At 63.9% G+C, this 13,598-nt stretch carries 8 protein-coding genes; 3 read left to right on the top strand and 5 right to left on the bottom strand.

Features of this window, described 5'->3' with window-relative positions; translation table 11 throughout:
* Nucleotides 1-5: 5 nt before the first annotated feature.
* Nucleotides 6-1,118, top strand: coding sequence for an NAD(P)/FAD-dependent oxidoreductase (locus tag JQK88_RS05600; RefSeq protein ID WP_203277708.1), 1,113 nt, complete (start codon nt 6-8; stop codon nt 1,116-1,118).
* Between the two features lie 66 nt (nt 1,119-1,184).
* Nucleotides 1,185-3,293 carry an ABC transporter ATP-binding protein/permease gene (locus JQK88_RS05595; protein WP_203277707.1) on the top strand — a complete coding sequence of 703 codons (2,109 nt, stop codon included), beginning with the start codon at nt 1,185-1,187 and terminating at the stop codon, nt 3,291-3,293.
* 8 nt (nt 3,294-3,301) lie between these two features.
* Here JQK88_RS05595 and JQK88_RS05590 read toward each other — a convergent pair whose 3' ends face one another.
* From JQK88_RS05590 to JQK88_RS05575, 4 genes are all read right to left on the bottom strand, one after another.
* Nucleotides 3,302-4,813, bottom strand: coding sequence for a malonate--CoA ligase (locus tag JQK88_RS05590; protein WP_203277706.1), 1,512 nt, complete (start codon nt 4,811-4,813; stop codon nt 3,302-3,304).
* A 92-nt stretch (nt 4,814-4,905) separates the two neighbouring features.
* Nucleotides 4,906-5,637: a GntR family transcriptional regulator gene (locus JQK88_RS05585; RefSeq protein ID WP_203277705.1), complete on the bottom strand. Its 732-nt coding sequence runs from the start codon at nt 5,635-5,637 to the stop codon at nt 4,906-4,908.
* A gap of 479 nt (nt 5,638-6,116) precedes the next feature.
* Entirely contained in the window at nt 6,117-6,794 is a 678-nt protein-coding gene (rpe, locus tag JQK88_RS05580) for a ribulose-phosphate 3-epimerase (RefSeq protein ID WP_192249399.1), read from the bottom strand.
* A 140-nt stretch (nt 6,795-6,934) separates the two neighbouring features.
* Nucleotides 6,935-8,893: a hypothetical protein gene (locus tag JQK88_RS05575; protein ID WP_203277704.1), complete on the bottom strand. Its 1,959-nt coding sequence runs from the start codon at nt 8,891-8,893 to the stop codon at nt 6,935-6,937.
* 194 nt (nt 8,894-9,087) lie between these two features.
* Here JQK88_RS05575 and JQK88_RS05570 point away from each other — a divergent pair, with 194 nt between their 5' ends.
* Nucleotides 9,088-9,642, top strand: coding sequence for a dihydrofolate reductase family protein (locus JQK88_RS05570; RefSeq protein ID WP_203277703.1), 555 nt, complete (start codon nt 9,088-9,090; stop codon nt 9,640-9,642).
* A gap of 104 nt (nt 9,643-9,746) precedes the next feature.
* Here the strand turns inward: JQK88_RS05570 and JQK88_RS05565 are convergent, their stop codons facing one another.
* Nucleotides 9,747-13,589 (bottom strand): DUF7929 domain-containing protein, encoded by a 3,843-nt coding sequence (locus JQK88_RS05565; RefSeq protein ID WP_203277702.1) that lies wholly within the window; start codon nt 13,587-13,589, stop codon nt 9,747-9,749.
* Nucleotides 13,590-13,598 lie beyond the last annotated feature (9 nt).

The raw sequence follows: 13,598 nt of genomic DNA, 5'->3' as shown, positions 1-13,598 counted from the left end.
CATCCATGCATGATGTCGATTGCATTGTTGCCGGGGCGGGTGTGGTCGGCCTCGCCATTGCCCGTGCGCTGGCGCTGGCGGGCCGTGAGGTGCTGGTGGTCGAGAAGGCCGCAGCCATCGGCACGGGCACCAGTTCGCGCAACTCGGAAGTCATCCATGCCGGGCTCCATTATGCGCCGGGCAGCTTCAAAGCCCGGCTCTGCGTCGCGGGTCGCGAGCGCCTCTATGCCTACTGCCGCGAGCACGGCGTCGCCCACCGGCGCACCGGCAAACTGACCGTTGCCGTCGAACCCGACCAGTTGGACAGGCTGCAGGCAATCCAGATCAACGCGGCGCAATGCGGAGTCGCTGACCTCACGCTTTTGACGCGCGCAGAGGCCGAAAAGCTCGAGCCCGCGCTGACCTGCGCCGGCGCCTTGCTGTCGCCGTCAACCGGCATCGTCGACAGCCAGGCGCTGATGCTGTCGCTGCGTGGTGATGCGGAAGCCGCTGGCGTATCCTTCGCGCTGCTCACGACTGTTGCCGGCGCGGCCATCGAAGCCGACGGGATCCGGATCGACACGCGTGGCGCCGATGGCGAGGGGTTCCGTCTCAAGGCCGGTGCCTTCATCAACGCCGCCGGCCTCGACGCCCAGGCATTGGCCAGACGCATCGAAGGCTTCCCGCAAGACCTCGTTCCGCCGCTATGGCTGGCGCGCGGCAACTATTTCGCGCTGTCCGGCCGCTCGCCCTTTTCGCGGCTGATCTATCCGGTGCCAGTCCATGGCGGTCTTGGCGTTCACCTGACCCTCGACCTCGGCGGCAGCGCGCGCTTTGGCCCTGATGTCGAATGGATCGATCGCGTCGACTATACCGTCGATCCCGGCCGAAGCGCCGCCTTCTACGAGGAGATCCGGCGCTACTGGCCCAGCCTTGCCGATGGCGCATTGCACCCCGCCTATGCCGGCGTCAGGCCAAAACTGTCCGGTCCAGGCCAGCCGGGGGCAGATTTCATCATCCAGGGCCCGGCCGAGCACGGCGCTGGGCCGATCATCAATCTGTTCGGCATCGAGAGCCCAGGCCTGACGGCGAGCCTGGCAATCGCCGACCATGTTGTCGAGCTGCTCAGCCTGAAATGACAGGGCTGCGGCTGTTGTCGTCTCTAGCTATGAAACCTTTTGATTTTGAGGCCGTTGACGGGGCGTATGTCCGAGGCGAAACCCAAATCGAAACCGACCGACGGCATCAGACCCAGCGATGCCCCGAAGTCGCGCCGGGAAAAGCCGTCACGACAAAAGTCGCGCGACCGACGAACGGGCGAGGAGAAGCCGCGCGAAAAGAAGCCAACGCCCGCCGACGCAGTGCCGGAGGTCGACGGCCAGGCGGGGCCGCCGCCGGAAGCTATCGAACCCGATCCGCAGCTGACGCCCGAAGAGGCCGAGCAGGCGCGCAAGAAATACCTGCTGCGGCGTTTCTGGATCAGCGCGCGCGGCTACTGGAGCCGGCGCGGCGACCGGCTCGCCTGGCCATTCACGATCGGAGTGCTGCTGCTGATCTGCATCAACATCGGTTTCCAGTATGGCATCAATGTCTGGAACCGCTCGATGTTCGATGCCCTCGAGCAGCGCAACGCCCGCACAGTCTATTTCCTCAGCGCCGTATTCGTGCCGCTGGTGATCTGCAGCGGCTGCCTTGTCGTCGCGCAGGTCTACCTGCGCATGACGATCCAGCGCCGCTGGCGTTCCTGGCTGACCACCGGGATCGTCGCGCGCTGGCTGGCAAACGGCCGCTACTACCAGCTGAACCTCGTGGGCGGCGACCACCAGAACCCCGAGGCCCGCATGACCGATGATCTGCGCATCGCCACCGAGTCGCCGGTCGATTTCGTCGCCGGCGTCCTCAACGCGTTCCTGTCGGCCTCGACCTTCATTGTCGTGCTGTGGACCATCGGCGGCGCGCTCACCCTGCCGATCGGCGGCGAGAGCATCACCATTCCCGGCTTCCTGGTCATCACCGCGATCATCTATGCCGCCATCACCTCGACCTCGATGGTGGTCATCGGCCGCAATTTCGTCCAGCTCTCCGAGCGGAAGAACCAGGCGGAGGCCGAGCTGCGCTACACGCTGACGCGCGTGCGCGAAAACGGCGAGAGCATCGCCTTGCTGGGCGGCGAGGAGGAGGAGCGCGGCGGCATCGACAGGAATTTCGGCCATGTGCTGAGGCAATGGGCGCTGCTGACCGGACAGCACATGCGCACGGCGGCGGTGTCGCAGGGATCGAGCCTGTTTGCGCCGGTCGTGCCGATCCTGCTGTGCGCGCCGAAATTCCTCGAAGGCTCGATGACGCTTGGCGAGGTGATGCAGGCGGCGTCGGCCTTTGGCATCGTGCAAGGCGCGTTCGGCTGGCTGGTCGACAACTATCCGCGTCTCGCCGATTGGAACGCCTCCGCGCGGCGCATTGCCTCGCTGACGATGTCGCTCGACGGGCTCGAGCGCGCCGAGCAGAGCGATGCGCTCGGACGCATCAACCGGGGAGAAACCGAAGACGGCGCCATCCTCAGCCTCGACAATCTTTCCGTGACACTCGACGACGGCACCTCCGTGGTCAAGGAAACCGAGGTCGTGATCGAGCCGGGCGAGCGGGTGCTGGTGGCTGGCGAATCTGGTTCAGGCAAGTCGACGCTAGTGCGGGCCGTCGCCGGCCTGTGGCCATGGGGCGGCGGCAGCGTCAATTTCCACGCCGACAGGCGCCTGTTCATGCTGCCGCAACGCCCCTACATCCCCACCGGCACGCTTCGCCGCGCGGTCGCCTATCCCGCGGCGGCGGACAAGTGGACGATCAAGCAGATCAAGGCTGCCCTCGACAAGGTGGGGCTTGGCTATCTCACCGACAGGATCAGGGAAGACGCGCCATGGGACCAGACGCTGTCGGGTGGCGAAAAGCAACGCCTCGCCTTCGCACGCCTGCTGCTGCATCGCCCCGATATCGTGGTGCTGGATGAAGCGACTTCGGCGCTCGACGAGAAGAGCCAGGACACGATGATGAAGACGGTGATCCGCGAACTGCCTGATGTCACCATCATCAGCGTGGCGCACCGCGCGGAGCTAGAAGCCTTCCACAGCCGCAAGATCACCCTGGAAAGGCGTGAGGGCGGCGCCAAGCTCGTCAGCGATGTCGACCTCATCCCACGCAAGCGCAAACGCAGCCTGCTGAACCGCGCCCTGTGGGGTTCCGGCACCCAAAGCCGCGCAGGTAGGGACGGCACTACCGAACCGCGAACAGGTGACAGTGGAGCGCCTGAAGCAAGTGATTAGCCGGCTTCTTAACGGTCGTAGAGACCCTTGTAGGTTTCGCGCAGTAGGTTCTTCTGCACCTTGCCCATCGTGTTGCGCGGCAATTCATCGACGAAGATGACCTGCTTCGGGTGCTTGTATTTCGCCAGCTGGCCGGCAATGGCGTCAACGATCTCGGCCCCGGTTATCCGCGAGGCCGGCTCCCGCACCACGACAGCGGTGACGCCTTCGCCGAAATCGGGATGGGCAAGACCGATGACCGCACTTTCCGCGACTCCGGCCAGCGCGTCGATCTCGCTCTCGATCTCCTTCGGATAGATGTTGTAGCCGCCGGAAATGATCAGGTCCTTGCCGCGCCCAACTATGTGGACGTAGCCGTCGGCATCGATAAGGCCGAGATCGCCGGTGATGAAGAAGCCGTCGCGGAATTCCGCCTTGGTTTTCTCCGGCATGCGCCAGTAGCCGGAAAAGACATTCGGCCCCTTCACCTCGATCATGCCGACCTCACCCTGGGCTAACGCAGCACCACTGTCGGGATCGGCGATGCGCAGCGAGATGCCGGGGAGCGGGAAGCCGACCGTGCCAGCGCGGCGCTCGCCCTCGTACGGGTTCGAGGTGTTCATGTTGGTCTCGGTCATGCCGTAGCGTTCGAGGATCGCGTGGCCGGTCAGTTCGCGCCAGGCCTTGTGCGTTTCTGAGAGCAGTGGCGCCGAGCCGGAAATGAACAGGCGGATATTCTTCGCTGCATGCGCGTCGAGTCCCTGTTGCAGCAAGAGCCTGGTATAGAATGTCGGCACGCCCATCAGCACCGTGGCGCGCGGCAGAAGCGAGACGATGCGGTTGGCGTCGAATTTCTGCTCGAATAGCATAGAGGCGCCGGCCATCAGGGCGACGTTGGTGGCGACAAACAGGCCATGCGTGTGGAAGATCGGCAGCGCATGGATCAGCACGTCGTCCCTGGTGAAGTGCCATTGCTCGGCCAGCACGCGCGCGTTGGAGGCCAGGTTTTCGTGGCTGAGCATGGCGCCCTTCGAACGGCCGGTCGTGCCCGATGTGTAGAGGATCGCCGCGAGGTCGTCCGGCTCGCGCGCCATATCGTCAAAATCCGCGGGCTGTTGCACGGCCAGTTCGGTCAGCGAGCCTTCACCGTTGCTGCCGAGCGTGGCGGTAACTGCGCCCGAAGTCTTTGCCAGCGGCGCGATATCGCCGGCCCGCGCCGGGTCGCAGACGACCAGCCGCGGCTCGGCATCGCCGAAGAAATAGCCGAGCTCCGTCAACGTGTAGGCGGTGTTGAGCGGCAGGAAGACCGCACCGGCGCGCAGGCAGGCCAGATAAAGGAAAATGCATTCGGGGCTTTTTTCGACCTGCACCGCGACTCGGTCGCCCGGCTCGACGCCCAAATGCCTCAGCGCCTGCGCCAATTGCGCCGACCGCGCCAGCATGTCGCCGTAGCGGATCGAACGCCCGTCATCGGTCTCCATCAAGGTGCGCCCGGGCGCGGGCATGCGGTCGCGGAAGGCATCGAACAGGTGATTGCTCATGCGTCTTCCCTAGCGCATGGCCTCGAAAAAAAACAACCGCTTTTCGGAACACCGCTGCAAGCAGATTTCGGATCGAAAAACCGCAAGTGTTGCTATCTGCGGCCGCGCAACGCCTTGCTTGCCCGGAGATCGCCGCTCTCGTTGAAGCGCTCCATGCACATGGCTGCCGTCAAACGGTAGTGGTTGAGCAGCGCTTCGACGGCGCCATCGGCATCGCCATCCACGGTGCGCTCGGCAATCAGGCGATGCTCGCCGATATCGTCGCGCTCGGGCCTGTCCTGGGAGATCAGCCGGTAGCGGGAGGCCTGATCGGAAAGCTGGTCACAAAAGCCGATCAGCCAGTGCGACCGGCAGCCTGCGATCAGTGCCCGATGGAAGGCGCGATGCAGCTTTTCCCATTCCGGATTGTTCGAGGACGGATCCTCCGGCAAACGGCGCTGGGCGCGCGCCAGCCGATGCAAGGCCAGTACCAACTGCTCTTCCCATTCGCCGGTGCGGTTGGCAATGGATTCACGCAGCGCCCGATCTTCCAGCCAGCAGCGCGTGCGCGTCAACTCTTCTAACTCGGGGGCGCTGACCGGCATGATGAAGAAACCGCGCTGGTCGTGGCGGCCGAGCAGGCCTTCCGAAGCAAGCCGGTTGAGAGCCTCGCGAACCGGCGAAGCGCCGGCGCCGTAACGGGAAACCACCCATTCGACACGAAGCTTGCTTTCACTTTCAAACACACCGCGCAGGAGATCGTCGCGAAGCTGCTGGTAGACCGTGCTGGCGAGTGTGCTCTTGGCGCCGGCGCCTTCGCTCATATCGGCAGATCCGTAGGTCAATATGACTCCTATCGCTCTCCCACGCTCCGCCAGCCCGTTCGCGAAGCAAACGAATCCCCTATACTTTTACTATACGCCCTAAGGCATCCATGGCTCAAGGGGAAGATCACGATATTCGACTTAAAGAGGAAGGTTTGCACATCTTACTCGAGGGAAGTAACGAATATCGTGAAAAACTTGTTCTTACGAAGAAACTTTGTCCCGCGATGCGGCTTGCGTCTTCGCGACCCGGCTGCGAGATCCGGAATACGGGTAATTTTTTCTTAACGCACGTCAGATTGCCGAACTTGCCGCTCCCGCAATGAACACGCCCTCGGCATTCGTCCAATAGATTTTGCTGCCAGATGCTGTGATCGCGTCGCTCGCCGCGACGGTCAGTTCCGGCGACTGCCGCCAGTTGACCGCTTTCCGGGACATCTCGCCGGCTGAAAGATCAGGCCGAGAGGTCAGAGCTGTCGCGATTTTTCCGGAAACTGATGTCAGCCGGCAGCCCGGTCGGCCGCGGTTCGGATGGCTTCGATATTGGCCCGATAGGCCTCGACGCTGCCGCCCTTGAAGACGGCGGCGCCTGCCACCAGCACGTCGGCGCCGGCTGATGTGACCAGGGGAGCCGTCTCCGGCGACACGCCGCCGTCGATCTCGATGCGGATCGGCCGGTTGCCGATCAGCGCCTTGACCCGCTTGACCTTGTCGACCATGGCCGGGATGAAGGCCTGGCCGCCAAAACCCGGATTGACGGTCATGATAAGGATCAGGTCGAGCCGGTCGAGCACATATTCGATCGAGCTTTCCGGAGTCGCCGGATTGAGCGACACACCAGCCTTCTTGCCGAGACCCTTGATGGTCTGCAACGAACGGTCGAGATGCGGTCCAGCCTCGGCATGCACGGTCATGCCGTCGCAGCCGGCATCGGCAAAGGCGGCCAGATAGGGATCGGCCGGCGCAATCATCAGATGACAGTCGAAGAATGCCTTGGTGCGGTTGCGGATGGCCTTGATCACCGGCGGGCCGAAGGTGATGTTGGGCACGAAATGCCCGTCCATGACATCGAGATGTATCCAGTCGGCGCCGGCCGAGGTCACCGCCTCGACCTCGTCGCCTAGCTTCGAGAAATCCGACGCCAGCACCGATGGCGCAATCAGGGTCTTGCTGGCCATGTCCGCTTCCCGTTGTTGAGCTTGCTTCCGCCCTAATCGTCTCGACGCCGCTTGTCGACAGGAATCCGGTGTGAGCGGCTGATCCACACAATGCGGAGAGGCGGCAGTGGGCCGCCTCTCCAGGTCTGTAGCGTCAAATTTCAGTTCACGTGACGCCGCGGTTTGGCCAATCCCGGCGCAAACAGCTTGCCGCTGCCTTGCTTCAATCTCTGCAGATTGAACGTCTTGACGGGTGGCTTCGACACGCAATGTCCACGCACAAGCTTTTCGGTCGTCCGGCAGCCGGTGGTGATGATGGCGTCCTTCACGCATGCCTTGCCGGCCAGGTGGTAGCCGCGTTTGCAGTCGATGATCACAGGAGGCTTGCGCACGCATTTGCCGTTGATGCGCAATTCGTCGCGCCTGCACTGGTCGGCGACCTCCGGGTTCCTCACGCATTTCAAGCCGACCTGACGATAGCCTGGCAGACAGTGGATGCTGACGCCGATGCACCTGCCGTTGACAAGCTTTTCGGTGCTCTTGCACGCGGCAACGATCGGCTTGTCGATACATCTGCCGCGCAGCAATGTCTGGCTGGGCAGGCATTTGCGGCCGGGATCGACGACGACCGGCGGCGGTCTCGGCTTGCCGAAGTCCGGACGCGTGCTCGAGACGAGATCGTCGGCCTCCGGTTCGGAGGTGCGCTTTATGCAGGTGAAGTCCTCTTTGTCCGTATCGACGCTGGCGATGGAGCCGTTCTGCTTGATCTCCTGCAGGGTGCACTGGATCGAGCGGGTCCTGACGATGCTGAGATCATGTGCCGCGCTGGCCTTGAAGACGCCGCCATCATTGAAGGCGACCGTGGTGCCGGTGAAGAAGGCGCCGTTCGAACAGCCGATCCGGTAGTGAAACGCGCCGGGCTCGTCGCGGCTCGCCTCGAATGCCACCTGACCTTTGCGAGGGCAGAGTTTTCTCGCACCTGCGCTGTCGGAAACGGTGACTTCGCCTTGCCAGTCGGCCTTTGCCGGCGGGTTGTCGAGATCGGCCTGCGGTGCGTCGGTGAAACCACCACCGCCGGCGCCGGTGCAATGCACCGTGATGTCCTTCCAGCCATCGAAGGGTTCGAACGGTCCGTTGCCGACGATCTCGGTCTTGTACTGGAAATAGGCCGTGGCGCCGACGTTCTCCCACTTCTCATAGCTGGCGTAATAACCATTCTTGCTCGCGTCGTACGATGCCCACGCCTGCTTGAATTCGGAGGTGACCGGTCCGCCGTCCTTCTGTCGCCAGATGCGCATCGAGACCGGTCCGGCCTGGTTGGCTTGCGCCCGGCTGGTAACCTTCAGCGAGGGGCAGACCGTGCCAGGAGTCGAGCCCGGTTGGTTCGACTGGTAGGTGGTCAGGAACAGCTTGACGTTCTCGACCTCGAACTTGCCGAAATCGGCAGCGACGTCCTGGGCATCGGGCTTGATCACCGGGTCGCAGACAACCTGCACCTGGAAAGTGCCATGCGCGGCGTAGTTCGAATCGAAAAGCGGATAGGGCCAGCTGCCCTGCTGGGTTTCGGCGACGGCATTGCCCATGTCGAGCGCCTTGTCGGTAAGTGCCGTGAAGCTGGCGTCGAACGTGTGGCTGAACGAATAGGATTTCGTCGGACCGTCAGCCTGCAGGTGCTGGTTGCACCTGGCGATGATCTGGTCGCCATAGGGCACGACGGCTATGCCGGTGTCCGACGATAGGGGTATATTGGCCGGATCAAAGGCGAAGTTTTCCTGGTGGTCGTAGTCACGGCTGACCGGCGCGGCGCTCCAGATCGGTGGAAACGGGCCGCATTGGCCGGGTCCGCAGACGCCGAGTGCGACACCGACATCCTGAACGTAGCCGGGCCAGCGCGTATCGATCTTCATGTGACCCCAGAACTGGACGGTGCCGCTCTTCAGCCTGTCCCATCTCTGCTTGTCGCTCGAAACGACGTGAAGCGTGGTGTTGGCGCTCTGCGTGTCGAAGGACATCGACTTGATGTTGGCCTGTTCGGCAAGGGCCGACGTGCTGGCGAGCGCGGCTGCGATTAAGGCAACAGCGGTCGCCGTGTTGCGAAAGATATAGCGGGATGAAGACATTCTCTCTCTCTCCTGAAAGTGTTCCTTCAGGAGTGGGTCATCCCAGCCGGAGCTAAGGTTCACAGCGACAGAACATAATTGCTGGTCCGAGTGTTGGCCTTCCCGGGTGATCCACCTCAGTCCGTTCGCTCTTTGAAATCTGATTGTAAATCGCAATCAGATATATAGCCTATAGGCATCGAACGGAGGTACACGTGGGAAAGATCGTCTACTCCATGCTGACGTCGCTGGACGGCTTTATCGAGGGAACGTCGGGCGACATCGGCTTGCCGGTGCCCGAAGAAGAACTGCACCGGCATTTCAACGACGAGATGCGGCGGACCGCGATCGCGTTCTGCGGACGCCGGATGTATGAGGCGATGCGCTTCTGGGACAGTCCGGAGCGCCAAACCGGGGGAGAGGTCGAGCGGGATTTTGCCGATGCCTGGCAAAAGACCCCGAAGATCGTGTTTTCGACGACGCTTCGCGACGTCGGGCCCAATGCCCGGCTGGTGTGTGGCGATGTCGAAACCGTTGCAAGTGAGCTCAAATCGCGGACGGAGGGCGAAATCTCCGTCAGCGGCGCCGATCTTGCCGCACAATTCGCGCGCGCGGGCCTGATCGACGAATTCCGGCTCTACATGCAGCCGGTCGTGCTGGGCGGCGGCAAGCCGTACTTCCAGTCCGGCCTGTCGCTGACCTTGCAGCCGCTCGGCACGCAAAGCCTTGCCCAGGGCGTGACGTTGCTGCGCTACGCGCCCGCCAGCTGAGATTCGGCCTGGAGCAGTGTGAGGATCGACAACTCTGCCGCCTGAAAGAAAAACCCCGCCGGATCGCTCCGGCGGGGGTTCTATTTCTGGCTCGTATCCAGAACCTACGGCTTGAAGTTGGCCGTCGGATCCCTCTGCGGCTGTACCTGCGGATGCTGCGTGCGGTTCGGCACGAACTGCTGAAGGATCCCCGGATTGAGCAACAGGCTCGGATCGAGCGATGGCTGTTGCCGGATTGCCCTGCAGTTCGGATACCGCCCAACCGTGCCTTCCGGGCAGCGCCGCCTGATCGGTTGGCACTGGCCGTTGATCATCACCGAGCCCGGGGCACATTCTTCCGGCCTCGGCTTGCGGCATGCGCCGTCGATCACCTGGGTGCCGCGCGGGCAAACGCACTCGCCGCGCTTGTTGTGGACCTGGCCGCGTATGTCGCACTGTTCCAGCACAGGCCGCTTCTGCCGGCAGGCACCGTCCCGCACTTCGGTGCCCCGTGGGCAGACACAATTGCCATTGGCGTCATGAACCTGGCCGCGGATGGTGCACTGCTCTGGCTTCGGCCGGATCGGCCGGCAGGCTCCATTGCGCACCTCGGTCCCACGCGGGCAGACACAATCGCCATCGGCGTCATGAACCTGGCCGCGGATGGTGCACTGCTCTGGCTTCGGCCGGATCGGCCGGCAGGCTCCATTGCGCACCTCGGTACCACGCGGGCAGACACAATCGCCGTCGGCGTCATGAACCTGGCCGCGTATGGTGCACTGCTCGGGCTTCTGCTTGTCGCGCACGCAGGCATTTGCCTGTCGGTCGAGATGCGTGCCGTCCGGGCAGTAGCAGCCATTGCCGTCCGACGTCGGAACCGAGCCTGGGATGGTGCAGCCCGGCTTGTCGATCTTGACGCAGGCGCCGTTCTCGAGCTCGGTTCCGCGTGGGCAGACACAGCGTCCGTCCTCGGTGCGGATCTGGCCCTTGAGCAGCACGCAGGGCCTTGGCTTTGGCTCGATGATGACGCCACCGCCGGGCGAGCACTGGCCGTTGCGGAAGGTGGTGCCTTCCGGACACACGCACCGGCCGGCGTCGTTCATCACAAAGCCCGGCGAGCACTCTTTCTTCACCTTACGCTTGATGGTGAAGGGATGGCACGCATAGGCCTTGCCGCGACCGCCCTGGATGTTGGTCTGATCGCCGGACAGCATGTCGCCGCCTTGCACCCTGGTATCAGGAGACAAGACACCGACGCAGTTCTGGCCGCTGACATTGCCCTGCAGGTTGGCCAGCGGGGCGTCGGGAAGGACCACGGTGACAGTGTGCACGTGGCTTTCCCCGGCGCCGAGAGTCAGGTTGGCGATGCAGGACAGAGGCAGCGTCGTCGGTTCCGGCGAGCAGCCGAAGGGCGGTTCAATCGACGTGATCGCAACGCCTTCCAGCCGGCCGAGCCCGTCCACGCCGATCGCATCGCCGATGCGGACCGGACCGGAGAATGGGGTCTGGCCGTCATTGGTGATGGTGATCTCGAACGAGCAGGGTTGTCCCGGCTGGCACTCGGCATCGCCGGTCTTCTTGACGCTGATGGTGGAGGTGCCACCGCCCTTGGCGCAGGCCTGGCCGAACGGGTAGACGACGTCGTCTCCCGGAGCCGGGCCGTACGAGCCGCGTGCGCAGTTCTCGAACGCGCCATTGGCCGAAACCGTCACGTCGAAGTGCCGGCTGGTTCCAGGCGTCATCACGGCGCCCGGAATCTGGCACGACAGCGCGTTGGCCGGAACCGCTCCGCAGGCCCATTCCGCGCCGTCGGGTGTGACGGTCTGGATCTGGACCGGCGCGCCGCCCGAGATCAGCGTGGCGGCATCGTTGACCCGCACCGGACCGGTGGGGGCAGAGGTGCCAAGGCTGATGACGGTGATGCGGCAGGAAACCACCGCCGCGCCGGCCAGCGAGCCGCTGCACACCTTGGTTATGCGCAAGGTTGGCTTGCCGCCGTTGGGATGCCGGAAGCGTTCCTTGGCGCAGGCCTTGTTGTTGGTGAGGTCGACCTCACCGGGAACGGGCTTCAGCGCCGCGCAGTTTTCCACCGAGTCCGACTGGTAGCCGGCCGGCATCACCGCCTTGACGACGATCGGCGTCGAGGCGCCCGGCATCAGCACGATGCCGGCATTGTCGCAGCGGAACTGCCCGGGGCCGTTCGGTCCGCATGTCCAGGGCGGAGACGGGCCGAAGGTCGAAGAGGCCGGCGCGCCCCCCGGATAATTGTCGATGACCGTCAGCGGCCCATTATAGGGAACGCTGCCATTGTTGATGATGTCGATCACGAAGTAGCAGATGCCGTCGGGCGTACAGACCGGAATGCGGGCACGCTTCTTCAGGATCAGGTCGACCTTCTTGTCGACCGGCGGCCGGCAATCGCGGTCGCGGTCGCCACGCCGGCAGATCGGGATCGAGGCGCAGCCACGATCGTTCTGCTGGCTGCCGAACAGCGGCTTGCCGCTGGCGCCGTAATTGTAGGTGGCGCAGTTGCGCAGCGTGCTGCCTTGCCAGCCACCGGCCGGCTTGAAGCCGAGCTTGAGGTCGACGGAGGCGCCCGGATTGAGCGTGGTCACCGGATAGGCGCACGTCATCGGGGTCGCGCCGGGCACGCAGACCCAGGGCGGGTTGGGCCCTGAATCCAGCGTCGAGCCGGCCGGCAGCGTCACCTCGTCGAGCACGATCTTGCCGTGATACGGCCCGTCGCCGACATTGGTGACCCGAATGGTGAAGTCGCAGCCGCCACCCATCGTGCAACGCGTCACGTCGGCGCGTTTCTCGACCTTGAGGTCCGGTTCCTTGTCCTTGGGCGGACATCTCAGGTCACGCGGGATGACGATGTCGATGGTTTGCGTGCAGCACAGCCCCCAACCCTCCTTCGGGCCGGCATAGGTCTCGATGCCGGTGACGATGAGGTGGATGACATCGCCGGGCGATGCGCCGACGATCTTCCAGTTGAGCACACCGCCGCCCGCCGGCACCAGTTGGGTGTCGGGGATGATGGTGATACCGGGGGTGGTCGTCGACACCTGCACCCACTTGCCGCCCATCTCCGGGCCGACAGGCATGTGGTAGATGAAAGCGCCGCCGCCGGGCACGCAATCGACCGTGCCGCGCTCCACCTTGAAGCATTCCCGGTCGGGAGGCGGAGGCCGCTTGTCACAGTTGGTGAGGTCGATCTTGATCGAGGTCTTCACGCCGGTCTTGAAGTCGCCATCGTCGGGCTTGCCCGGATCCTGCGACGGGATGATGGTCCCGGTGCCAGCTCCATTTGTCACCTTGATCAGACCCTGGTTGTCGACGATGGTCGGCGAGGGAAACGCCGCATGGTCGATCTTGGCGGTGATCTGGAAGTTGACGACGCGTTCATTGGCAGCGCCCGCGCCGTCGAGATCGGCGGCGGAGAGCCGGAAATCAGACACGGTTGCCGTATCGTTCGGATCGGCCGAGGTGCTGATCGAAACGCCGGGCAGCGGGCCGCCCGCAGCGTCCGTGCCGTCGCCCGACACATGAGCGCTGACGATCGACAGGCCGTGCGGAAGCTGGTCCTTGAACTCGATCTTGAGCTTCTTCAACAGGGCAATCATGCCCGGGTCGGCAAAGCTTTGCGCATCGCCGCGCAGGCCGAAGCTCAGGGAGTAGACGACGTAGTCGCAACCTCGCTGGGTGCCTTTCTTGGTGAAGAACGGCACGACCCGTTCCGGCCTCGGAGTGATGATTTTCGAATTGTCGAGGTCGAGCCGCAGTTCCGGGGTGATCGGGACGGCGTCTTCGGCGTGACTTGCCACAGGGGCGTACATGGCGACCGCGATACCGGCCGCCATCAGCCAGCGCGCGCCGCGCCTGGCGTATGACAGGGGTCTCATGATGGTCTCCATGACGGTTTTCTGGTTGCGCGTCGCGGTGGGGGAAAGTGCAGAAATGTTCATCTCTCCCTC

The sequence above is a fragment of the Mesorhizobium caraganae genome, from assembly GCF_016836705.1.
GTDB classification, from domain to species: domain Bacteria; phylum Pseudomonadota; class Alphaproteobacteria; order Rhizobiales; family Rhizobiaceae; genus Mesorhizobium; species Mesorhizobium caraganae.
This window is presented reverse-complemented; position numbering and strand designations above follow the sequence as displayed.